The organism is Pantoea sp. EKM103V (assembly GCF_011800365.1).
Classification (GTDB): Bacteria; Pseudomonadota; Gammaproteobacteria; order Enterobacterales; family Enterobacteriaceae; genus Pantoea; species Pantoea anthophila.
Genome location: NZ_JAALFQ010000009.1, coordinates 30,199 through 53,664, shown reverse-complemented (window position 1 = coordinate 53,664; position 23,466 = coordinate 30,199). Strand labels below are relative to the sequence as shown.

25 protein-coding genes and 1 pseudogene are annotated in these 23,466 nt (G+C 53.1%); 25 read left to right on the top strand and 1 reads right to left on the bottom strand.

Annotation, left to right across the window (positions count from 1 at the left end):
- Positions 1–402: 402 nt before the first annotated feature.
- From HFD97_RS16740 to HFD97_RS16695, 10 genes are all read left to right on the top strand, one after another.
- Positions 403–660, top strand: coding sequence for an AlpA family transcriptional regulator (locus tag HFD97_RS16740; protein ID WP_167431267.1), 258 nt, complete (start codon positions 403–405; stop codon positions 658–660).
- Entirely contained in the window at positions 657–905 is a 249-nt protein-coding gene (locus HFD97_RS16735; protein WP_167431266.1) for a hypothetical protein, read from the top strand. Before HFD97_RS16740 ends, HFD97_RS16735 begins: the two co-directional genes overlap by 4 nt.
- 13 nt (positions 906–918) lie before the next feature.
- Positions 919–1,446 (top strand): host cell division inhibitor Icd-like protein, encoded by a 528-nt coding sequence (locus HFD97_RS16730; protein WP_167431265.1) that lies wholly within the window; start codon positions 919–921, stop codon positions 1,444–1,446.
- Positions 1,443–1,709 (top strand): hypothetical protein, encoded by a 267-nt coding sequence (locus HFD97_RS16725; protein ID WP_167431264.1) that lies wholly within the window; start codon positions 1,443–1,445, stop codon positions 1,707–1,709. The genes HFD97_RS16730 and HFD97_RS16725 overlap by 4 nt, the downstream gene beginning before the upstream one ends.
- On the top strand, positions 1,696–2,037 hold the full coding sequence (locus tag HFD97_RS16720; RefSeq protein ID WP_167431263.1) for a DUF5375 family protein: 342 nt from the start codon (positions 1,696–1,698) through the stop codon (positions 2,035–2,037). Before HFD97_RS16725 ends, HFD97_RS16720 begins: the two co-directional genes overlap by 14 nt.
- 14 nt (positions 2,038–2,051) lie before the next feature.
- Positions 2,052–4,367, top strand: a complete 2,316-nt coding sequence (locus HFD97_RS16715) for a primase-helicase zinc-binding domain-containing protein (RefSeq protein WP_167431532.1) — start codon at positions 2,052–2,054, stop codon at positions 4,365–4,367.
- A gap of 298 nt (positions 4,368–4,665) precedes the next feature.
- On the top strand, positions 4,666–5,286 hold the full coding sequence (locus HFD97_RS16710; RefSeq protein WP_167431262.1) for a TauD/TfdA family dioxygenase: 621 nt from the start codon (positions 4,666–4,668) through the stop codon (positions 5,284–5,286).
- Between the two features lie 2 nt (positions 5,287–5,288).
- Positions 5,289–6,242, top strand: a complete 954-nt coding sequence (locus tag HFD97_RS16705) for a hypothetical protein (RefSeq protein ID WP_167431261.1) — start codon at positions 5,289–5,291, stop codon at positions 6,240–6,242.
- A 1,068-nt stretch (positions 6,243–7,310) separates the two neighbouring features.
- Complete coding sequence (locus tag HFD97_RS16700; RefSeq protein ID WP_167431260.1) at positions 7,311–8,132, top strand: RNase A-like domain-containing protein; 822 nt, start codon at positions 7,311–7,313, stop codon at positions 8,130–8,132.
- Between the two features lie 7 nt (positions 8,133–8,139).
- On the top strand, positions 8,140–8,436 hold the full coding sequence (locus tag HFD97_RS16695; RefSeq protein WP_058957970.1) for a contact-dependent growth inhibition system immunity protein: 297 nt from the start codon (positions 8,140–8,142) through the stop codon (positions 8,434–8,436).
- A gap of 331 nt (positions 8,437–8,767) precedes the next feature.
- Here HFD97_RS16695 and HFD97_RS22510 read toward each other — a convergent pair.
- Positions 8,768–9,025, bottom strand: a pseudogene (locus HFD97_RS22510) (antiterminator Q family protein); the annotation flags it as partial.
- A 259-nt stretch (positions 9,026–9,284) separates the two neighbouring features.
- On the opposite strand from HFD97_RS22510, the gene HFD97_RS16690 reads away from it, so the two are divergent.
- The 15 genes from HFD97_RS16690 (at position 9,285) to HFD97_RS16620 (ending at position 23,461) form a co-directional block, all read left to right on the top strand.
- Positions 9,285–10,127, top strand: a complete 843-nt coding sequence (locus tag HFD97_RS16690; RefSeq protein ID WP_167431259.1) for a YPO3983 family protein — start codon at positions 9,285–9,287, stop codon at positions 10,125–10,127.
- The gene (locus HFD97_RS16685) at positions 10,124–10,591 is read left to right on the top strand and encodes a DUF943 family protein (protein WP_167431258.1); all 468 of its coding nucleotides are present in this window, start codon (positions 10,124–10,126) and stop codon (positions 10,589–10,591) included. The genes HFD97_RS16690 and HFD97_RS16685 overlap by 4 nt, the downstream gene beginning before the upstream one ends.
- Positions 10,592–10,729: 138 nt before the next feature.
- Positions 10,730–11,209 (top strand): hypothetical protein, encoded by a 480-nt coding sequence (locus HFD97_RS16680; RefSeq protein WP_244319733.1) that lies wholly within the window; start codon positions 10,730–10,732, stop codon positions 11,207–11,209.
- Between the two features lie 305 nt (positions 11,210–11,514).
- The gene (gene oxlT, locus HFD97_RS16675; RefSeq protein WP_167431257.1) at positions 11,515–12,771 is read left to right on the top strand and encodes an oxalate/formate MFS antiporter; all 1,257 of its coding nucleotides are present in this window, start codon (positions 11,515–11,517) and stop codon (positions 12,769–12,771) included.
- Positions 12,772–13,212: 441 nt separating this feature from the next.
- A complete protein-coding gene (locus HFD97_RS16670) occupies positions 13,213–14,043 on the top strand; it encodes a DeoR/GlpR family DNA-binding transcription regulator (protein WP_167431256.1) in 831 nt (276 codons plus the stop codon).
- Between the two features lie 12 nt (positions 14,044–14,055).
- Positions 14,056–15,039, top strand: a complete 984-nt coding sequence (locus HFD97_RS16665) for a substrate-binding domain-containing protein (RefSeq protein ID WP_167431255.1) — start codon at positions 14,056–14,058, stop codon at positions 15,037–15,039.
- A 1-nt stretch (position 15,040) separates the two neighbouring features.
- Positions 15,041–16,546 carry a sugar ABC transporter ATP-binding protein gene (locus tag HFD97_RS16660; RefSeq protein ID WP_167431254.1) on the top strand — a complete coding sequence of 502 codons (1,506 nt, stop codon included), beginning with the start codon at positions 15,041–15,043 and terminating at the stop codon, positions 16,544–16,546.
- Positions 16,539–17,528 (top strand): ABC transporter permease, encoded by a 990-nt coding sequence (locus HFD97_RS16655; protein WP_167431253.1) that lies wholly within the window; start codon positions 16,539–16,541, stop codon positions 17,526–17,528. Before HFD97_RS16660 ends, HFD97_RS16655 begins: the two co-directional genes overlap by 8 nt.
- Before the next feature lie 15 nt (positions 17,529–17,543).
- On the top strand, positions 17,544–18,593 hold the full coding sequence (locus HFD97_RS16650) for an ABC transporter permease (RefSeq protein WP_167431252.1): 1,050 nt from the start codon (positions 17,544–17,546) through the stop codon (positions 18,591–18,593).
- Positions 18,593–19,285, top strand: coding sequence for a D-allulose 6-phosphate 3-epimerase (alsE, locus tag HFD97_RS16645; RefSeq protein ID WP_058957966.1), 693 nt, complete (start codon positions 18,593–18,595; stop codon positions 19,283–19,285). Before HFD97_RS16650 ends, alsE begins: the two co-directional genes overlap by 1 nt.
- Positions 19,282–20,178 carry an allose kinase gene (gene alsK / locus HFD97_RS16640; RefSeq protein WP_167431251.1) on the top strand — a complete coding sequence of 299 codons (897 nt, stop codon included), beginning with the start codon at positions 19,282–19,284 and terminating at the stop codon, positions 20,176–20,178. The genes alsE and alsK overlap by 4 nt, the downstream gene beginning before the upstream one ends.
- Complete coding sequence (locus HFD97_RS16635) at positions 20,175–21,137, top strand: ribokinase (protein ID WP_167431250.1); 963 nt, start codon at positions 20,175–20,177, stop codon at positions 21,135–21,137. Before alsK ends, HFD97_RS16635 begins: the two co-directional genes overlap by 4 nt.
- A gap of 141 nt (positions 21,138–21,278) precedes the next feature.
- The gene (locus HFD97_RS16630; protein ID WP_009088586.1) at positions 21,279–21,524 is read left to right on the top strand and encodes a YmjA family protein; all 246 of its coding nucleotides are present in this window, start codon (positions 21,279–21,281) and stop codon (positions 21,522–21,524) included.
- Between the two features lie 261 nt (positions 21,525–21,785).
- Positions 21,786–22,274 carry a cold-shock protein gene (locus tag HFD97_RS16625; RefSeq protein ID WP_009088583.1) on the top strand — a complete coding sequence of 163 codons (489 nt, stop codon included), beginning with the start codon at positions 21,786–21,788 and terminating at the stop codon, positions 22,272–22,274.
- A gap of 332 nt (positions 22,275–22,606) precedes the next feature.
- Positions 22,607–23,461 (top strand): PA4780 family RIO1-like protein kinase, encoded by an 855-nt coding sequence (locus HFD97_RS16620; protein WP_167431249.1) that lies wholly within the window; start codon positions 22,607–22,609, stop codon positions 23,459–23,461.
- The last annotated feature ends 5 nt before the right edge of the window (positions 23,462–23,466 follow it).

The window sequence follows — 23,466 nt, the reverse complement described above, 5'->3', positions numbered from 1 at the left end:
ATGTTTCTTATATAACTATTCACTAGTATTCATTGAGATAAAAAAGACAATAAATACAGTAGTTAAAGCAGTGAACACTTTGAGATTTAGTCTTCACTTAGTATTCACCAGTGTTCACATTCGCTCAGTAATAAGTTTCTTTCTGGCAAGCGTTATTCAACGTTATTTCCTTTTAATGATGGAATTTTGATAGTTGCGCACCTCTTTGAATTTTACTGACTGCACTTCACTGCATCACACTGCACCAAATTAAATAAACTGCTTATTTTTCAGGCTAACCTAACTGGTCATAAGCCAAAACAGGGTTGTTTACACAGTAAAAAATATTCTCAAAATAGGGGGTTACCTGAAGACACTACCGTAACCGGACAGCACCGGTCGGACTCATAATGAGGTAACACCATGCACGCAGTTTCATCCATACCGGCACCCGCCATCCCAGTAACCCGCGATACCGTTTATCCACGTGATCGCTTTATGCGTCTGCCGGAAGTCATCAGCACCTGCGGTCTGTCACGCTCGACCATTTACGACTTAATCAGCCGGGAGCAGTTCCCCTCGCAGATTTCACTTGGCGGTAAAAACGTCGCCTGGCTGGCATCAGAGATTGACGGCTGGATGCAGGCCCGCATCGCGCAGCGTGCCGGAGGTGCAGCATGATTACGCTGAATTTCGGCACGAAAACTTATCCCCTCACCCGCGAAGAAGCCGCCTTTGTCGCGGAAAGCCTGACGGCAGCGGTGAGCGGTAAACCCGCCACGGCACCGGCCTTTACCAGCAGGATGCACGGTCATATTTCCGTGCTGAGTCAGAAAGCGAAGCCTGCAAAGCGAAGCGCAAAGAAAGAGGACGGTGAATTCCGATCAAATCCGCCGCAATCCGATCACGTCCTGACCGATTGCTGAGGAAAACGCCCCGATGAGTGAAAAAAGGCTTTTCTCTGGCGAGCGGCCGTTATACAGTTTTCGTGCTGCCGCAAAATCGGCAGCCGGGATTTGCAGCCCGTGTAACTCAATGGCGACACAACACGCGCCAAGCGTGTTTTTTTGTGTCATTGCTCTGGCTTACCCATTTTTCAGGCTGTGGTTCTTAGACCGCAGCCGCTGTCAAATAATGGTGGCCCGGGCGGGGCAGCCTTCGGGCTGGCCGGTATCCATTGAGGCCGGTACTGCAAACCCCGTTCGGGCCACCACCCATGAGATTTGCAGCTCCGGTGGTGGCGTTAACCGCTACTCAATGGAGATTGTCCTCATGACAACGGCCCTTACTGCCTCTCACCCCGAATTCACCTTTATTTTTGCCGCCGTGCGCCGCACTGATGCCGCCGCCCGTCCCTGCATGCTGCGTACTGTGGCAGGCGATGAGCGGAGCGCCCGTGCCAGCCTCGCCTGCGATTACGTGCTGTCCTTCGCCGGTCGCCTGCCGGTTAAGGCGGTGGCGGCATGAACACCCTTTCCCGGCAACTGAATAACGATGACACCTACCCCATTCCCCACGCTGACTATCTGCGTCTGCTGCACGCGCACACGGTCGGCGTGACCGTGCTCGATATGTTCGACTCGGTGAACTGCCTGAGCGCGCGCGGCTGCGTGCCGGACGGCGCGGCGCTGGCCTCGGTCGTCGCCCTGCTCACCGACCAGCTCGGTAAAGTCGTTGAAACCTGTGAATCCCGCATGTTAGCCACGGAGGCCCGCCATGATGACCGTTAATCACTCCTGCCTGCCCGTTGAGGTACGCACCGCCGTTTACCGTCGCGCGCTGGCGCAGGGCTACCTGAACGCCTGCAAAGGCCTCGGCATCGCCGTGTCAGCCACGCTCGATGAGCTTCAGATGACCATTGCCCTTGAGCTGGAGGGCTTCTATGTGCGCCGCCACGGCCCGGATGCAGGCATGGAGATGGCCTGCACCATGCTGGGCGATATGGTTGAGCCGGACCTGCTGACCGCGCCGCCTCGGCTGACGCAGCTCGGCGTCACCATGATGGATGAACTTTTCCGCAGCCAGCTTGCGGCCGTAAGCCGCATCACGCTGCACTGAGGGAGAACATGCAGATGAAACATATCGTCTCTGACACCGTAAAGGCGGCCACCGGATTCTGGCCGCAGCTTCTGCCCGCCCTCGGTATCAGCGTGCTCGCCGGAGGGAGGCACGGTGCCTGCCCGGCGTGCGGCGGTAAAGACCGCTTCCGCTTCGACAATCAGGACGGGCGCGGAACCTGGCTGTGTAACCAGTGCGGGGCCGGTGACGGCCTTAGCCTGGTGGAAAAGGCGCTCAGTATCAGCGCTAAAGAGGCCGCCATGAAGGTAGCCGGAATGCTCGGCACGCTGCCGGAATCAGCCCCGGTTATGCATGATGAAGCCGCAGACAAAAGCCGCACACAGGCAGACGCCGCCGCACGGGCACAGGCCCTTATCGCCGCCGCCGTCAGCCGCACGGACAACGCCTACCTTTTAGCCAAAGGGCTGCACGGTACGCAGGCGCTCACACTTGCTGATGCGCTGCGCTGTGGTGGCATCAGCTTTGCCACCGGGGATGTGCTCATCCCGCTGACCGGCGAAAACGGTACGGCCGTAAACGTGCAGCTCATCAGCGCCGCAGGCGACAAGCGCACCCTGCCAGGCGGACAGGTGAAAGGCACATACTGGCTGGCCGGTGAGCCGGATGGCAAAACGCTGTGGCTCACTGAAGGATACGCAACCGGCCTGACAGTGCACCGGCTGACCGGCCAGGCGGTATACGTGGCGCTGAGCGCCAATAACCTGCCCTCACTGGCAAAGCGGCTGCGTGAGTCATACCCAGGCGCGATGATGCTGATTGCCGCCGACCGCGACGACAACGGCACCGGCCAGCTAAAGGCAGAGGAAGCGGCCAGAGCCTGTAGCGGCAAAGCCGCACTGCCGCCGGTTATGGGTGACTGGAACGACGTGTGGCAGGCGCAGGGCGATATCGCCACGCTGGCGCAGCTCACCGCCTTTACGCAGCCGCAGCCACACAGCCCGTTTGAATCCGTCAGCGAGGCAGACCTGAAGGCCATGAGCGCCAGCCAGAAAGCGGAGCTGCTGGTCGCCCACTACGGGGAGGCGCTGGCCGTGCCGCCGGTCGGGGAGGAAATCTGCCGCTATGAGAACGGCGCATGGCAGGTGATGGAGGCGAAGACGCTGCGCCGGGAAATCGCCGCGCTGTTTCAGAAGGTACGCGCACCGTTCTCGGCTGCCGGTATCGGCAGCGTGCTGGACACGCTCAAGCTGATGGTGCCGCAGATGGGTGAACCGTCCCGCCGCCTGATTGGTTTCCGTAACGGCGTGTATGACACCACAACAGGAACCTTCGGCCCGCATCGCCGCGAAAACTGGCTGCGCACGGTCAACAGCGTGGACTACTCCGCACCGCGTCCCGGCGAAAATCTCGCAGACCACGCACCGCACTTTTACCGCTGGTTAACGCGGGCTGCCGGACACAATCACGACAAGCAGGAGCGTATTCTCGCGGCGTTATTTATGGTGCTGGCAAACCGCTATGACTGGCAGATGTTTCTCGAAGTCACCGGCCCCGGCGGCAGCGGTAAAAGTGTCATGGCCTCGATAGCCACTCTGCTGGCTGGAAAAGACAACACCACGTCCGCAACCATCGACACGCTGGAATCTTCCCGCGAGCGCGCCAGCGTGGTGGGCTTCTCGCTGGTTATCCTGCCAGACCAGGAGAAATGGAGCGGCGATGGCGCGGGCATCAAGGCGATAACCGGCGGCGATGCGGTTGCCATCGATCCGAAATACCGCGATGCCTATTCAACCCATATCCCGGCCGTCATTCTGGCGGTGAACAACAATCCGATGCGCTTCAGCGACCGCAGCGGCGGTGTTTCGCGCCGCCGGGTTATCCTGACGTTCCCGGAAGTGATACCGGCAAAAGAGCGTGACCCGCAATTGCTGGATAAAATCAGCACCGAGCTGGCCGTGATTGTTCGTCATCTGATGCAGCGCTTCGCGTCACCCGATGAAGCGCGCGAGTTGTTGCAGGCGCAGCAATCATCCGGCGAAGCGCTGGAAATAAAGCGACAGGCCGATCCACTGGTCGATTTCTGCGGCTACCTGATGCCGCTGAGCACGCCGAACGGACTGTATATCGGTAACGCCAATATTCGCCCGATTAACCCTAAGCGCTATCTCTATCATGCGTATCTGTCATTTATGGAATCGCGCGGCCATCAACATCCGCTCAGCCTGACGGCTTTCGGCCAGGCAGTGCCGCAGACGCTGAAAGAGTATGAGCGCGTATTGCTTAAGCGCAGGACGAATAACGGTATACAGACCAATCTCACGCTGCATGAGGACAGTGAGGCTGATTGGTTGCCCAAATGTAGCATATGAGAATTTCAATTCATCTGAACCGGCTGAGGCCGGTTTTTGTGTATTTGATGAAAATAAATACAGAAGTAATAATTATAAGCAACCAGAAGCCAGAAGCCAGAAGCCAGAGGCCAATGCTGTCATCAATCAGCTTTCAAGCAATGTTTTCTAACTAGATATTGACCAATTTAACAGCCATGATAGTATGAAAATCAACGCCTTTAGTAACATCTTTATATGTTTTATATCTTTTTTGAGAATATAATTAGTTTTGAAATAACTTATCATCCCCTAACATTTACCACTATGCGTCTTTTATATGAATGAATACGAAATTGTGGAAAACTGCACGTCAATTGAAAGTTTTATTAAGCTGGCTAAAAGTTTAGGTGAAATAATTTCTCACCCTAATGGCGAGATATACGATGTAGTTATTGCAAACGACGGCACCAATGCTAAAACAGGTACTTTTAGTCATAAGTTTGGCTTTAACGAATTCCCATTACATACTGATACTGCTTTTTGGGCTATACCTGCAAGGTTATTAATAATGTGGTCACCTGTGGCTAGTACAACATCAACAACTATCTTACCCTGGAGAGACATATTAGATTCTTTTTCTAAGAGCGATAAAAAAATTATCAATGAAGCCATATTCCTTGTTAGAACATTCGAAAGCACAAGCTATCGAAGTGTAAAATTCACATCCTATGGAGAAACAGGTTATAGATATGACCCAAACATAATGATCCCTGCTAATGAGCAGGGTAAGAAATTCGCAGAATTATTCAATAAAGCCATCCAAAAAATAAGTTTAAATAACTTTAATTGGTCGGGTTCAAATGCTTTAATTATTAACAATTGGAAAATGCTTCATGGCAGAAATCAGGTTAATAATGAGCAAGAGAGCCGGACAATATTCAGAGCCTACGTGAGGTAAAAATGAGTTGGGATAATGATTCTTTGTGGTCGAAAAGTAAAATTTACTTTCAGAGAGCATTTAATGAAGATAGGGCATCAGACGTTTTTGGGCTATGGTGTGCGATGGGTCTGGAGTTACTCTCGCGGTCCACTATATCACATTTTAGCCCATGCCTACTTGCTGAGCCTGATAAAGACCAAAAAAACCTTCTTGCTGCACTTGGTTATAATGCAAATTTGACCCAAGCCAAATCCATTTCAATTTCACAGGTGTTAAAGCTTTGCAAAGATCTCATTCCAGATTTCAATGAGGAGGAGATAACTATAGCTTTGGCTTTAGCTGGACGCAGAAATGAGGAGGTTCATTCAGGCACGGCTGCTTTTGTTGAATATAAACCTCAACAATGGATTGGACCATTTTATAAATGCTGTAAAGTCTTATCAGAAGCTCAAGCAAAAAATTTAGAAGATCTGTTCGGCGCAGATGAAGCAATAGTAGCCCAAGAAATAATTTCCGAACTTGATAAACAGGTAAAGAAACATGTAATAACTCAAATTAATGCTTACCAAAAAGTTTTCAATGATAAATCTTTGGATGATAAAGAAGCGTTAAAATTACTTTCAGAACAGCAAGGTGAAATTCTTTCACACAATAAACATCATAAGGTAAAATGCCCAGCTTGTTCATGTACAGCCACAGTTCACGGAAATGAATATGGTAAAGAACAAGTGGAAAATAGAGGAGATGAAATAATAACAAGAAGAACGGTAATTCCGACTAACTTTTCATGTCCAGCATGTGGATTAAAGCTAAATGGTTATGCACAACTAGCTGCTGCCGGGGTTGCAGATCATTACACTAACAGAACACATCATACCCCCCAAGAATATTATGAGTTAATTGACCCTAATGATCATGAATCAATGGCTTCGTATGCAGAGGATCATGGGTACTACCACTTTAGTAACGATTAGCTCAAAATTTTTATAATCATCCTGCCATACTTTGGCAGGATATAATGAAACATTAATTCTTAAGTTCTCATTGGCTTTAAAAGAGTATTACGCTTTAAGTTTTTGTGGGAAAGCACAGACATTTCTCCTGTAAAAAATTTTAATTACGCTTGTAGTACTGAGTATGATAAAGGTGTAGTGACTGACTTAACCAAAACTAGTTTCGTCCGTTATCATAGAATTACGGTTATAGTGATCCCCCTCTGTGCACACTAGTGTACATCACACCTCAAACCCGTCACTACCTAACACAATGAATTTAATACACAAAAACCAAAAGTGAACAGTGTGAACACTTTTCCCTAAAATCATTTTATTTTGGATTTAGCACCGGACTTTAGTTATCCTTGTAATGTCGTTTCGAGGTATGAGATCCAATAATTGGTACACGCTTAGGTACACGAACCAAAGTTGAATTGGCTAAAAACAATTAATTTCATAAGCTTGCAAACTTTATTCAGATTCCGCCAGCCCAAAATTCCCCATTGATGATTACCAGATTCATCCGTTGAAGCCCTAAGAGCCCGCACGGCGCAAGCCCTGCGGGAATTTTTTGTCTGCGGCCTGCTGCTGGTACCCCGTCAATAATCGCGACGATTATCCATTCCTGATGCTGACTGATCTAGCTTTTGTAGTGACGTGTTTGATAGTGACACCAGCACGTTCACCCCACACCGCCGCGAGCACTGGTTGTGCAACGTAAGCAACGTGGACTTCACCGCCCTGCTTCTGAATGAAAACAGCGAGTCCGACTGACTACCCGCATGCAGTCATTACCCCCGCAGCAACCGAACCGGTTCATGCCGTTTTTTTTAAGTTCCAGCCAGAAGTGATTACTCCATATGTACACCGATGTCCATGCAGCTCTTATCCCTTCAACACCTAACAGAATGATTTAGAATACTTAAATCTAAAATGATCAGTGCAAATCCTTTTCACTATGATCATTTCTGGCTCTGAAACGATTGGTCATGTCAGAAAAAAGTTTAGAATGGTCATGTTTGTCTTCTAAATACATGAGGTTGCATTATGGATGATGGCATAAAGATCGCAATGTCCCCTGTTCAGCTTGCTGCCGCGCTCTCTGACAAAACAGTGACAGAAGCGGAAACGATGAGTAATCGCCTTATCGGAGGGCTGGGACTTGTCATGGGTTCACTTGAGCTGGCTGGCGCCACCGCTCTGTGTATCGCACCTGAACCTACTGGTTTAACAAAAGCAGGATGTGTAGTTGTTGGCGCACATAGTCTTGATAGCATTCGCGCTGCTGCAAACCAGCTCATTGTGGGTAGAGACACCCGCACGGCAACTTACGAGGCAGCAACAGCAATTGCCAAATCCTTTGGAGCAGATGACGATACGGCGATGAAAATCGGGCTGACTGTCGATATTGCTGTTCCAGTAGGATTTGCACTTGGCATCGGCGCAAGCCGGGTAGCTGCAGTAAGGGCTGGCCGCATCAAACTCAGTGAGCATGAGTCAATGACGGGTTTTAAACCCGGCGGACACACGCTTTCCACACATGTTGGCAAAAGCGATGCAGAGCTATTAGCCCGCTTTGAAGCGAATAAACGTTTGCAGTATTCCACCACCTTTAGCAATGTGCATGTTGCAGAAGAAGCCATATCGAGAGCGCTCTTTGCTAATCGGGGCGTTATAAAATCCGTTCTTGGCGGAGGCAGGCAGGGAGCAAGGCTTACTATTCGTTATGCATCTGGTAAAGCGATTGGCTACGGTTTCAGGCGCGGGAATAACCAGCGGATCGTCATGACAAATGTGAGAATTGTTATCGAGTTTCAGCAATATAACGGCAAACCTTATTACATTCTCACCGCTTTCCCGGATCTATAGGTACAAAATGCAAAACTTCCACTTTCTTGACCAGCTTATTTTCGGTTATTTCAACCAGGACGCCGACATCATCAATGATGGCGAGGATACGATTGAGGGCATCATTCGACTGTTCAAAAGGTCAGCGCCAGACTGGATGCTCAAAGATCTCGTCGAAGAAGTTGATGATTTTATCTGCACTTATGGTGATGGTGTCGAAGAGGAGTTCAGGAAACGCTACGAGTTTGATTTTTCGCCTGAACTTTGGGAAACCACCGCTCATGGATTCCTGATGACTGTGCGTCAGATCTCGTCAGAGAAATGAGGCTTTCAGGAGTACATTTCCAGAGGAAAAAATAATTGATACACATTTAGGCACACAAAAGGAAAATAAATTAAAAAAGATATATAAAATAATAAATTTGAGATTTCACTCAGACGCCTCAGAACCTGGAAGCCCGCACGGCACAAACCTGAGGTTTTTTAATTTTATCCCGCGAAATCCTAAGCGAACTATTCAAATCCTAACCTTTAAACCATCTTATTAAGTTTCAGCATTTTGAATAGTCTAAAAATATAGGACCAGATAGTGATAAGTTAATGTTCCTGAGCCGCCCCCCTCCTCGGCCTCGTGTAGAATACTAATGTTCTATTCGTCAGAAAATCGCTTCTTCATGAAAATATCTCTTATGACTTATGAAGACGCAACTGACATTGCGGTGTATTGAGAAACAGGTACAGGTCATATCAGGTAAAGAGATCCTTACGTTCTGTATCAGGCCAGCAATATTCAGACTTGTCATGCAGGCGTCAATTACCTTTCCGTCATCATTGCTAAAGCACGAGTGCAAAGCAGCTTGACCCGGCAGAGTACCGTGGAAGGTGGCGCAGACCAGCGGCCAGTTAACGTGGTTTTCTTCCTGCGACGCTCATTTCGCCATCATTACATCTCTACCCATATGTCGTACATTTTCAGCCTTCATCTTATTAAAAGCTCATCATTTACTGATTTTACTAATTATCGTGTTATACAGAATCAATCAGCTCATATCCTCAAAAGTGCATCTGTAAAAATGAAGGGCAGAGGCTATATGGTGTTTACACTCTGACCTTTAACAGAGTATTATTTCCTGCCAAGAGCACCACGGATGATTACACAAGGAATGTAAAATCATGACTGCATTACATTTTCCCTGCACCATATTCAAAACCCAAAAGTGGATGGACGATTACGGCGCTAAAGACATGCGCTGCGGCGATCTGACCGAAGCACAGCTAAAGTCTCAGTACCGGCTGGATTACATTTCTGACCAGGTTGATCCCTGGACGCTTATCCGGCGTTCCTCAATGGATCGTCCACAATCCATGTTTTGCTGCAATGTGCGCGGCCGGGGTGAAAAGATTACCCGCCAGCAGTGTGCTGCTCTATTGTTTGATGAGTTCCGCTCATTATCCCGAAAATTTTCTTTTTACGGGCCCTATAGTCATCTGATCAAAAAGATGATCACGCACATGCAGAACGGCAATGGTACGCCCTTCCATGATATGTCGCTGAACCAGGCTCTAAAAGAACATATAATCAATGATAACTCGCTGGGAAACAGTACACGTCTATTATTGCAGAAAGCGCTTGAAGATAATATTGACTGGCAAAATAGCATCTATCCATCTATTGAAAAGGCAAAACTGTATGAAGCCATATCAGGTGGTAAATTGCCTAAATTCGACAGATTCCAGGATAATTTTAACGGCATGGGTATCACCGTTCATGATACCTGGGCAACGCATATCACTATAAAATCACTGCATATTAATAATGATCGTTTCCGGGCAGTGGTACATTACAAGGTTCAGGATCACTTTGGTCTGGATAGTGATGACATTCTGAATACAAAATTCAATCAGTTTCATTTCTTTTGTATCTGGTTCGTGCTACAGCGATACAATCAGTTTGGCTTCAAACCATTCATGACCAATGTGGAAACAACTCTGGAAATTACTGGAATGCGCAAATGAGACTAAAAGAAAAGATAATTATCGCTCTGTTTTTTCTGGCTAGCTGCGTGCTACTTAGCTACTGGCTGTGGTTGTCTCAGCGCCCCGTGGATATCATAGCCGTTCATCACAGAAGTAGTGGTTTCAGTGATGTTCTGGTCAATAGCTTCCCGCCAACTGATAAAGGAAAAATCAACTGGTGGTTAAAAAACAAGGAAATGTTAAATGATAAATACGGCATTCCAAAACCTGATAGAAACGGTCATTTTTACCTGACTATTTGGTTATTTGGGGATGGTTATAAAGAATTGGGTAAATATGACAGGCTTTGCTTTGATGATATGAAACCACCCGTAAACTGTATTGAAAAGGAGAGAGTATTTTCAATTAGTTATAGCAAGAATAGAGGCACCATATTTACAGGAAGCGATAGCGAATATCGCCTTACAGCAGATGGGAAAATATTAAAACTTGAAGGCGAATAGACTCTCTCGCGCGTGGGGATAGTAATGAAAGCACCTATCCTCCACCCCTGTATCAGCCATCCTTAAAATCATTAAAATACTCAAAGTCTTTCTCTCAAGCTAGAAAGTGACAACATGAGAAATGGGCAGGTTTTAGAAATGAATATGAAGCTAATTGACAACATTTCGCTCTCAGTCGTAAAGGAAGCCCAAAGGCTCAGCGAAACCCAATGCGAAATATTTCTGGAAGATAAAAATACGGGCATTATTGTTTTCGGAAAAGAACTCGAAGCTGCTGTCAGAGTGTCCGATAAACGGTTTTTACTCTTTACCACTGACGATATCGTTTACGAAGAAAGCCTTCATATTTTTTATATCGACCTTCAATCTGGAATTATTGAACGCCTTTCTCTCGGTGGTCATTATGTTACTGGCACCTTCGCGAATTTGAATGTGAATGAAAATTCTGTGAGCTTTAGCTTTATTGGAAATACGACATGGACTGTGCACGTGTTGCCAACTCCCTCTCTGAGATTACCCTTTAACGATCCTCTTGGTGTAAGCCGTCCAATGGGATTAAGAAAATACATTGCTATCTCAGCAACCCCTGCGCCAGCCAGGGCTGAGGGCGGCAGATAACCAGTCCCTGAGCTACAACTCCCTTCCCCGCGCTCATCCCATTCCTGCGCACCAACTCAGCGCACTCATATTTTGCACTGCATCACACTTATCACTTTGCCAGATCATTTACTCACTGATTTTGAAGAGTTTTTAGATTGGCACACTTCCTGCAAACTTTTCCAGTCACGTCGTTCCACAGGGATGATGATTCATAAAGATTTGGCATCAGCCGTTAACCGTCCGGATATCTGCGACGCCATAAGAGTGGCATACAGAACGGGCGGAATCTGGCTGCATAACAGAACGTACTTCCGGAGAGAGCCATGACCTCAATTAGCGAACCAGTGGTAATAGCGAAACACAGCAAGTGGGTACAGCTTCTGCTTGGCTTAATCTGTATGGCAGCCATTTCCAGCCCGCAGTACGTCTGGACCCTGCTGACCAAACCGATGATGGCCAGACTCGGCGTCGGGCTGGCGGAACTGCAGGTAACGTTCTCAGTGCTGATTATTCTGCAGACCTTTTTCTCACCCTTTCAGGGTCGGCTGGTGGAGCGTTTTGGCCCGCGTCTGCTGATCTCGATAGGTACGGTGATGGCTGGCTTCAGCTGGGTCTTTGCCGCCCGGGTCGATAGCCTGGCCGCACTTTATCTGGTTTATGGCTGCCTCGGCGGACTGGGCACGGGAATTGTTTATATCGGCGTCGTGGGGCTGGTGATGAAATGGTTTCCACAGCAGCGCGGTTTTGCCGCCGGAACCGTGGCGGCGGGCTACGGCATGGGCGCGATTTTTACCACCTTCCCCATTTCCATCTCTCTCAACAGTTACGGTCTTGAACAGACAATGACGGTTTTTGGCCTGCTCTTCGCCGCGGTAGGTCTTCTCGCCAGTCAGAACTTAAGGCTGCCCGGCACCAGTATAATGACGCCGGGCAGCACACCATCCGCACCGGTGGTGAGCCAGCGCCAGTTTAAATCCGGGGAAATGCTGCGTCAGCCGCTGTTCTGGCTGATGTTTGTGATGATGACGATGATGTCGACCTCGGGTCTGATGGTGACGTCGCAGATGGCGATTTTTGCCGAAGATTTTGGCATCAGCAAGGCGGTCATTTTCGGTATGGCCGCGCTGCCTCTGGCGCTGACCATCGATCGTTTCACCAACGGTTTAACGCGACCGCTGTTTGGTTTTATCTCCGACCGCTATGGGCGTGAAAACACCATGTTTATTGCCTTCGCACTGGAGGGCGTGGCGATGACGCTGTGGCTGGCGTGCCGTGAAGATCCGTTGCTGTTCGTTCTGCTCTCAGGCGTCGTCTTCTTTGGCTGGGGTGAAATCTTCTCGCTTTTTCCCTCCACACTCACCGACACCTTCGGCAGTGAAAATGCCTCAGCCAACTATGGCTGGCTCTATATCTCTCAGGGTATAGGCTCGATCTTTGGCGGCCCGCTGGCGGCGCTGATGTATCAGCACACCCATAACTGGCACCTGGTCTTTGGCTGCGCGATTACCTTCGACTTTATTACTGCCGGGCTGGCGTTATGGGTTCTCAAGCCGTGGCGGGCACGGTTTATGCGCCGGTAAGTCTGGCGCTGGCGACGCAGAATATAAAGTGTACAGCCGGGACCCGAAGTCCCGGCCAGAAAAGCAGCACCATCCCTCACCATGCCCGGAATCGCCGTACGACTCTCACCCTCCGCCCGCTGTCAGATGGACCAGTTCCCTTCATGAAAACGTTAAAGCGTAAGCTTAAACGGTCAAACCCACATAAACGGTCACAAACAGTCATGCCTTTCCCGTAACAGCGGTATAGTCTGTTCAGCTGGTATTTTATTTTCACCGGCCCTCACCGCGAAAATATGTGAGGAGAATCACTTTTACCTGCAATTAATTGCATGGCTTTGCATGTTTTATTTCGACTTCATCACTTAATAAAGGGCGTCACTATTTGCCCGCGTGGACTCCTGCCCAGTCCACATTTTCCCATGTTCGCTTCCAGTAATTTATCTCCATCGGAGGAAAAGTATGTTGCCGATTGAAAGACAGCAAAGAATTATTAATGAGATTAATATTAATGGCCGGGTAATTGTCTCAGAACTGGTCACGCTGTGTCAGGTTTCACAGGAAACCATTCGCCGGGATTTAAGCCAGCTGGAAAAGCGCGGTTTATTACAGCGCAGCCACGGCGGCGCAGTACTGATAAAAAAGCAAAGCACCGGCACGCCGGGAAATAACAGAATCGCTAAAGAGAACGAATTATCATTCCGGCAGCGAATTAATGAGCACGCTGATGAAAAAATGCTCATTGCCAAGCGTGCGCTCGACTTTATCAGCCCCGGCGACTGCATCCTGCTGGATAGCAGCACCACCTGCTGGTATCTGGCGCGGCAGCTGCCAGACATTGAGTTAACGGTATTAACCAATTCGCTGCGTATCGTGCAGACGCTGGCGGCGCGCGGCAGTATCCGCACAATCTGCCTGGGTGGGGAATATTCCGACCGCGATGAAGATTTTCACGGCGTGGTGGCCGAGCAGCCACTGCGTGAATTTCAGATTAATAAAATCTTTTTTTCCTGTAGCAGTCTGGGCAACGACGGATATTTACGTGAAGGCAATGAGAATAATGCGCACCTGAAACAACAGATGCTGCTGGCCGCAGAAAGAAAACATCTTTTAATGGATGGCAGTAAATTTCTGCGCCCCTCTTTTGCCCGTATCTGTCACTACCGTGATGTCGATTTTCTTATTACCGACCAGTTAAAAGATAAAGAGCTTGAACAGGAACTGGCATGGAATGGTGTCAACGTCATCGTCTGTTCTCAGCGTTATCAATCCATGCAGCTAATTAAAAATTAATCCGGAGTCTGTATGAAAAAACATCTTATCGCCTGCTCTCTGCTTGCCCTGTTTGCCGCCTCTGGTGCGCAGGCCGCAGATAAATTACGTATGGGTATTGTGGTCAAAATAGGCGGTATTCCCTGGTTCAATGCCATGGAGACGGGCATTAAAAGTGAAGCAGCTAAACGCGGTATCGATGCGTGGATGGTGGGGCCGACCGCCGCGGACCCGGCGCTTCAGGTGCGCGCCATTGAAGATTTGATTGCGCAGAAAGTCGATATCATCGGCGTGGTGCCCAACGACCCGAAAGTGCTGGAGCCGGTGCTGAAACGGGCCCGTGACGCCGGTATTGAAGTGATTACCCATGAGTCACCCGGCCAGCAGGGTGCCAACTGGGACTTCGAACTGGTCGATGCGACCACTCACGGCATCAACCATATGAAAGCGCTGGCGAGCTGCATGCATGACGAAGGCAAATATGCCATGTACGTCGGCAGCCTGACGGTGCCTCTGCATCAGCAGTGGACCGACGCCGCGCTCAATTATCAGAAAGAACACTATCCAAGAATGCAGCTGGTCACCGACAAGTTTGGCGTCGGCGAATCGCTGGATGACTCCATCCGTACCACCAATGAGCTCATGTCCAAATATCCCGATCTGAAAGGGATCCTGGCGTTTGGTTCACAGGGACCTATCGGCGCCGGGCGTGCGGTGATGAACCGTAAAAAAATTGACCAGGTCTGCGTCATTGGCTCTTTCAGTCCGGGCCAGGGTGCCTCGCTGGTACAGCGTAACGCCATCAAAGGGGGCTACATCTGGAATCCGGAGACCGCGGGCGAAGTCTTTGTCCGCATCGCCGACATGATGCAGAAGAAGGAGCCGATCACCGACGGCATGACGATTGAAGGGCTGGGCAAAGTCAAAGTGGATGAAGCCACCCACACCATTCTGGGTAACAGCACCGAAAGTCTGGATAAAGCCAACCTGCCAAAACTGGTAAAAATGGGGCTCTGATATGCAAGAGGTCATTCCACAGACACTGATTGCGCTCGGGAATCTGTCGAAAACATTTGGTGGTAACCGCGCACTCAGCGATATCTCCCTGACTCTGCGGGCAGGCGAAGTGCACTGCCTTGCGGGCACCAACGGCTGTGGCAAGAGCACTCTGATCAAAGTTATCTCCGGGGTGCACGCCCCGGACAGCGGCAGCCGCATCACGCTGGGCGACGGTCCGGCGCTGCCGCGCCTCACTACCCGGCAGGCGCGCGACTTCGGTATCCAGGTGATTTATCAGGATCTCTCGCTGTTCCCCAACCTCAGCGTGGCAGAGAACATCGCCTTCGAGCATAACCTCAACGGTCTGCTGCGCTGGCACCACCGCGCACGTCTGCGGGAGAGCGCGCGCACTATCATTACCGAACTGAAGTTCGATCTCGATCTGGATGAGAAAGTCGCGGCGCTCTCTATCGCGCAGCGTCAGCAGGTGGCGATCTGCCGTGCGCTGGTCGCCGATGCGCGGCTGGTGATCATGGATGAGCCGACCGCCTCGCTGACCCGCACTGAGGTCAATCAGCTGCTGCGTACCGTGCGCTACCTGAAAGATAAGAACATCTGCGTGGTGTTTGTCAGCCACAGGCTGGATGAGGTACTGGAGATCTCCGACCGCGTAACGGTGATCCGCGACGGACGCAAAATGGGCTGCTGGCCTGCGCGGGAGATGACGCCGCACCATCTGACAGAGCTGATGACCGGCCTGAAACTCGACTATCAGCTGAAAGCCCCGACGCGCAACAGCGATCGCGCCATTCTGGAGATCGAGTCGTTAACCCGCGCCGGTCAGTATCACGACGTCAATTTTAAACTCTATGAAGGTGAGGTGCTCGGACTGTGCGGGCTGCTCGGTTCCGGCCGTACGGAGCTGGCGCTGTCGCTGTTCGGCATGACCCGTCCCGACAGCGGCAGGATCTGGCTCGACAGCAAGCCGGTGCGCTTTCGCGGCCATGAAGATGCGATCAAAGCGGGCATCGGCTACGTCTCGGAAGATCGGCTGACGCTGGGCCTGGTGCAGCAGCAGTCGGTGGCAGACAACATGGTGCTGCCGATCCTCGACAAGCTGCAGAACCGCTTTCACCTGATCGATGAGTACCGTAAGAACAAGCTGATTCTGCAGTGGATCCAGCAGCTTGGCGTGCGCGTCGCCGATCCAAATCTCGCCATCTCCACCCTCTCCGGCGGTAACCAGCAGAAAATTGTGCTGGCGAAATGGGTGCTGACCCAGCCGCGCATTCTGATCCTCGACTCCCCCACCGTCGGCGTCGATGTGGGTGCCAAGGCCAGTATCTATCAGCTGATCCATGAGCTGGCGAAAGAGGGCCTGTCGATCATCCTGATCTCCGATGAGGTGCCGGAGGTCTGGTACAACTGCGACCGGATCCTGCACTTCCGCGATGGCACGATCCATGCCGAATACCAACCCGATAGCGTCGAACAGCAGCAGCTGGCGGAGGTGATCAATGCCTGACTTTTCCCGTTTCCGTCCGCACTCCAGTCAGGGCTGGCTCGCCTGGGTGCTGCTGGCGTTCATTCTGTTTTTCTCGCTCGCCAGCGACCAGTTTCTCACCATGCAGAATCTGCTGGATCTGGCGGAGAGCTACGCCGTTACCGGCATCTTTGCGCTGGGCCTGTTTGTGGTGCTGGTCACCGGCGGGATCGATATCTCGTTTGCGGCCGTCGCCTCGGTGGTGCAGTACCTGCTGGCGTCGCTGTTTGTACAGTTCCAGTTCGACAATGCGCTGCTCAGCATTCTGCTGGCGGTGATGTGCGGCACGCTGTTCGGGGTGGTCAATGCCCTGCTGATCACCACACTGCGGGTGGTCTCCATCATCATCACCATCAGCATGCAGTCGCTGCTGTTCGGGCTGCTGATGTGGGTGACCGGCGGCCGCAGCCTCTACTCGCTGCCGGAGTGGTGGATCACGCTGCGCAACGTGCTGCCGTTCAGCTGGCAGGGTGAGAGCTTTCAGGTCGGCCTGCCGCTGGTCACCATGCTGCTGATCGCCGCGATCACCGCGCTACTGCTGAACAAAACCAACCTGGGACGCCAGCTCTACGCCGTTGGCGGCGATGCGGAGTCGGCCCGCCGTATCGGTATCCGCGTCGGCCTGATTCACGTGTTCGCTTACGGCTGGCTGGGGGCGATGGCGGCCATCGGCGGGCTGGTGCAGGTCTATCGCATGGGCGAGGTGGTGCCCAACGCGCTGGTTGGCGGCGAACTGGACGTGCTGGCCGCCACCGTGCTGGGCGGTGCCAGCCTGATGGGAGGCAAAGGCACGGTGAGCGGCACGCTGATGGGGGTCTTCCTGATCGCCATTCTCAAGAACGGCCTCAACCTGGTCGGCGTCTCGAACTACTTCATGAATATCGTGGTAGGCGGCGTCATCATGATTGCGATCGCCGTGACCCACTACAAAAAACGCAAAGAAACTGACGTCAGTTTCGTGTGACCGAGGGCACTGATGATGAAATCACTGACTGCATTGCGACCCGACGGGACCAACATCGGCCTGATGCTGCTGATTGCGCTGGCGCTGGCCACCTTTACGGTGATGCTGCCGGGGCGCTTCCTGACCGACTCCACCTTTATGAGTATGGCGTTTCAGCTGCCGGAACTCGGCTTACTGACGCTGGCGATGTTTATCGCCATCCTCAGCGGCGGCCTGAACCTCGCCATTATCGCGACCGCTAACCTCACGGCGCTGTTTATCGCCTGGACGCTGATGAGCGCCTTGCCCGCCGGTGCCGGGATGGCGCTGCAGCTGCTATGGCTCTTTATCGCCATCCTTGGCGCTATGCTGATCGCGGCCGCGATCGGCGTAGTGACGGGGCTGATGGTGACGCGGATCGGCGCACATCCGATTCTGGTGACGCTGGCAACGATGATGACGCTGAACGGCATCGGGATCTGGCTGACCCACGGCGCGGCCGTCAGCGGCATGCCGCCGGTGGTGCAGGCGCTGGGGGCTGACACGCTGCTTGGCATGCCGCTGCCGCTCTGGGTGTTCCTGGTCGCCGCCGCGCTGCTGGCGCTGTTCCTCGGTAAAACCCGTGCCGGTAAATGCATCTATATGGGCGGCAGCAACATCAACGCCACCTGGTTCAGCGGGATCAACACCCATCGCATGGTGATGCTGGTCTATGTGATCTCCAGCCTGCTCTGCGTGCTGGCGGGGCTGATCATGATGGCGCGCTTCAACTCCGCCCGTATGGGCTACGGCGACGCCTATCTGCTGCTGACGGTGCTGGCCATTATTCTCGGCGGCACCGAGCCCAACGGGGGCTTCGGCCGTGTGACCGGCGTGGTGCTGGCGCTGATTGCGCTGCAGGTGCTCTCCACCGGTTTCAATCTGATGAACATCAGCCAGCACGTCAGCCTGGCCATGTGGGGCGCGGTGCTGATTGTGGTTCTCGCCTTCAAACAATTCAAAACCCGATTCAACGAACACCGTGCCGTAAAGCTCAGCAGGCTGGCCGCGGTGCTTAATCCTCTGGCTGAAAAGAAGGAAGTATGATGCGTACTCAAATCTCCCCGTCACTGATGTGTATGAACCTGATGGAGATCAAGCACCAGCTGCAGATCCTCGACTCGCGCGCTGACTTTCTTCATGTGGATATCATGGATGGTCACTACGTTAAGAACATCACGCTCTCTCCCTTCTTTATTGAGCAGATCCGTCCTTTTACCCGCGTGGCGATCGACGTGCATCTGATGGTGGAAGAGCCAACCGATTTTATCGAGGCGGTCGCCAGAGCGGGTGCTGACTATATCTGTCCGCATGCGGAGACCATCAATCGCGATGCGTTTCGCGTCATTAACCTCATCCGCAGCTTCGACAAAAAGGTGGGCGTGGTGCTGAATCCGGCGACGCCGGTGTCATACCTTCAGCACTATATCCATCTGCTTGATAAGATCACCGTGATGACGGTCGACCCCGGCTACGCCGGCCAGCCCTTTATTCCGGAAATGGTGGAAAAGGTGCGTGAGCTGAAAGCGCTGAAGGAGCAGCACGGCTTCCACTATCTGATCGAGATCGACGGCTCCTGCAACACCCGCACCTATCACCAGCTGATCGGCGCAGGTGCGGAAGTGCTGATTGTCGGCACCTCCGGCCTGTTCAATATCCATGACGATTTAGCCACCGCGTGGGAGATGATGCGCGACAGCATTGATGAGGCCCAGGGGCTGACGAAGGTGTCCGCATGAGATCACGCTGGCTCGGTATCGATATCGGCGGCACCGGTACCCGGCTGCAGCTGATGGAAGAGGGGGGCGTCTGGAGCAGCTTTCGCAAGGTGCCCACCACCAGCTGGGCGCAGCAGCCCGATGCGCTGCAGGCCCTGGCACAGCTCATTGATGAAACGCTGGAGCAGCAGCCGGTCAGCGGCATCATGCTGGGGCTGCCCGGCATCCTCAGCCGCGACAGGAAACAGGTGATCTCGCTGCCCTTTATTCAGGCGCTGGATCATCAGCCGGTGGCGGCGCATCTGGCGGCGCAACTCGGCGTGCCGGTCGCGATGGACAAAGATGTGAACCATCTGATGCTGTGGGATCTGCTGCAGCTGGAGCAGCTGCCGGATAACGCCGTGGGCCTCTATCCCGGCACCGGGATGGGCAACAGCCTGTGGCTGAATGGCCACTTTTATCACGGCGAGCATGGTGGTGCAGGCGAACTGGGCCACGTGCCCGTCGCCGGGAACGACCTCCCCTGCCCGTGCGGTAATCGCGGCTGTGCGGAGACCCTGACGTCGGGCCACTGGCTGAGTCACTGGGCCGCTCTGAACGCCGCCGACACGCCTATCGCCGCGCTGTTTACCTGCCACGGGGAGCAGCCGGAACTTCAGGCGTTTGTGCGACGTCTGGCGCAGCTGATCGCCACCGAGATGAATATACTCGACCCGGAATATCTGATCCTTGGCGGCGGCGTGCTGGCGATGGCTGATTTTCCGCTGGCCCTGCTGCGCAGCCAGATCCAGCAGCATCTGCGGCCACCGGTCACACGCGAAAACCTGAAGATTGTTTTCAGCCACTCAACCGACTACACGGGCTGTCGCGGTGCCTGTCTCGCCGCCGAACGCCTGTTCAGGAGCGCAGGATGAAAGGAAAAGTGTGTGTGTTCGGCTCTTTTAATCTCGATGTGGTCGCCGTGATGAGCCGTTTTCCGCTACCGGGTGAGTCGCTGACGGCGCACCACAGCATGATGGGTGCGGGCGGAAAAGGGGCAAATCAGGCCACGGCGGCGCTGCGCGCAGGTGCGCGGGTACACTACATCGGGAAAGTGGGTAACGACGATTTTGGCCTCTTTGCGCGTCGTCATCTGGAGAAAACCGGCTTTGATGCCATTACGCTCTTTACCTGTAAGGAGAAGCCCACCGGTAACGCCCTGATCTATGTTGCAGGCGATGATGCGGAAAATATGATTTCGGTTTATCCCGGCGCCAATACCACCGTGACGGCCGCAGAGGTGACGCGCTGTCAGCCGACGGTAGCCGCCGCAGATATCCTGCTGGTGCAGCTCGAAAATAACCTCAGCGCCATCCAGCGCATGATCGATAACGCCCGAGCCAGCGGCACCTTTGTGATCCTCAATCCGGCCCCCTGGCAGAAAGTCAGCGATGCGCTGCTGGCAAAGATCGATCTGCTGACGCCCAACAGCACCGAGGCGACCCAGCTCAGCGGCGTAACCGTCACCGATTTCGACAGCGCCCGCCGCGCCGCCGCGGTGCTGCATCGTAAAGGAGCGCGTCAGGTGATCATCACGCTGGGCATCGCCGGAGCCCTGCTGTCAACGCCTGCGGAGCAGCAGCGCATTCCGCTCTTCCCGGCGCAGCCGCGCGATACCACCGGCGCGGGAGATGCATTCAATGGCGCGCTCGCCGCCCGGCTCGCTTCGGGCGATGACCTGCCGCAGGCGGCGCGCTTTGCTGCGGCATTTGCCTCACTCTGTGTCGAGCGAGCTGGCGCGGCCGACTCCATGCCCTCCTACGCCGAGGCGCTGGCACGCCTGCAGGCGCACCCGGAGTGTATTGTCGAGCCGATTGAGAGTATCACCGCCTGACGCAGACAGCCCGATTACGCGGCAGTGTCATCTGCCGCCTCTCCCCCCCCTTTACAGCCCCCGTCCAGACACGAAATAATAGCGCCACACGCCAGGCCCCCTGGCAGCCTCTGAACCGACGTTAATCCAGCGGACCCCATTATGACCAACGAAATCCCTCTTAAGTATTACGATGTCGCCGATGAGTATGCGACCGAGTCCGCGAAGCCGGTGGACGAAGCGGAACGCACCCCGCTGGCGCACTACTTCCAGCTGCTGATCACCCGTTTAATGAACAACGAGGAGATCAGTGAAGCGTCGCAGCAGGAGATGGCGCGTGAAGCGGGCATCGACGAGCAGCGTATTGATGATATCGCTGAGTTCCTGAACCGCTGGGGCAATGAGTAACGGCGATTGATCCTCAGGCGGGCCTGCGCTTTCCGGCAGCCCGTCTGGTGCATCTCCCCGATCGCTCCGCTGCAGAGCACGGCGCCGGACAGCCTGATCTCCCCGCCTTCCCCTTTTCCGCCCCGCTTTTAACCCCGCCACCTGACGCGCCGCCGTCCCTGGCACGCCGGAAAATTATCGTCCAGACTGATATAGTCTGCGCAGGCATTGTGTTTTACACTGCGCGCTGTAAAAACTGAGCAGAGTAAGCAGGCAATAAAAATGGCGATGAACGGAACAATCACAACCTGGTTTAAAGATAAAGGATTCGGCTTTATCAAAGATGAAAATGGCGATAACCGCTATTTTCATGTGATTAAGGTCGCCAATCCTGATCTGATTAAGAAAGATGCGGCGGTAACGTTTGAGCCAACCACCAACAACAAAGGCTTATCCGCCTATGCGGTGAAGGTGGCCCCGGAGAGTAAATATATCTTCATCGCGGGCGAGCGGCTGAAAATCACCTCGATCAAGTCTTACCTGGTCTACAGCGAAGAAGTGCCAGCGGATACCGGTATCGACAAAGAGAACGCGGTGCTCTCAGTAGGTCTGCTGCTGAATAACATCCGGCCTAAATCGGACGCGAAACCGGGTGAGATGCGCTCGCTGAAAAAGCTGGCGGTCACCACCTTCCAGGGCTCGACGCTGATCTTCTCCGAAGATGAGATCGACATTGAAAGCACGGTCAAAGTGCTCAAGTCCCTGAAGTAACCCCGCCGCAGGGCCGGATGCCTGTGCGCCGCCGCACCAGGATACCGGCCCGCTGCCCCTCTCTCCCTGAACCTGTCCCGTCGCTGCGCGTCTGACGCCATGCTCCATAGGTTTCTCTGTTGCGCCACGGGGCCGCACCTATCCCCTTCTGCTTCAGCACGCCACCCTCTGACGGCCTGCGGAAAAAAACCGGTCAGAAACGCGGGTCAGGCAAGGATCATCCCCCTGAAGCGTTTTCCAGGGTAGAATTACAGACTTTGTTCACGCATGGCTCAGGTTTTCCATCAGCGCAAATTGATACGAAAAGCGGGTGAAATAAGGTATAAAGCCGCATGAAAATCCCAAACAGAATTCAGCCCCTGGTCGATGACGGCCTGATTGACGATGTGCTGCAGCGCCTGAAAAGCGGCAAGGAAGCAGACGTCTATACCGTGCTTTGCGGTGACAAAGTGCAGTGCGCCAAAGTCTATAAAGAGGCGACCCAGCGCAGCTTTAAGCAGGCGGTTCAGTATCAGGAAGGCCGGAAAACCCGCAACAGCCGTAACGCCCGCGCCATGCAGAAAGGCTCAAAGTTTGGCCGTAAGCAGCAGGAAGAGTCCTGGCAGACCGCCGAAGTTGACGCCCTGTTTCGCCTGGCTAACGCCGGTGTGCGCGTGCCTCAGCCCTATCTCTGCATCGACGGGGTATTACTGATGGAGCTGGTCACCGACGCCAATGGTTCGGTCGCGCCGCGCCTCAGCGACGTAACGCTCTCCGAAGAGGAGGCGATCACCGATTTTAACACCATGATCCGCAACATCGTTCGCATGCTCTGTGCCGGTATCGTTCATGGTGACCTGTCGGAGTTCAACGTCCTGCTGGATGATCAGGGACCGGTCATCATCGACCTGCCTCAGGCGGTGGATGCGGCGGCCAACAACCATGCGGAGTCGATGTTCACGCGTGACGTGAATAACATCACCGCCTACTACGGGCAGTTCGCCCCGCAGCTGTTAAAGACGCGCTATGCCGGCGAGATCTGGCAGCTCTATGAAGAGGGTAAGTTAACCCCGGAAACGACGCTCACTGGCCAGTTTGTGGAAGAGGAGCGTGACGTGGATATGGATTCCCTGCTGGATGAGATCATCACCGCTGAAGATGAGTATTACGAGCGTCAGCGCGCCAGCCGGGAGCGCGACCAGGAATAGGTGCC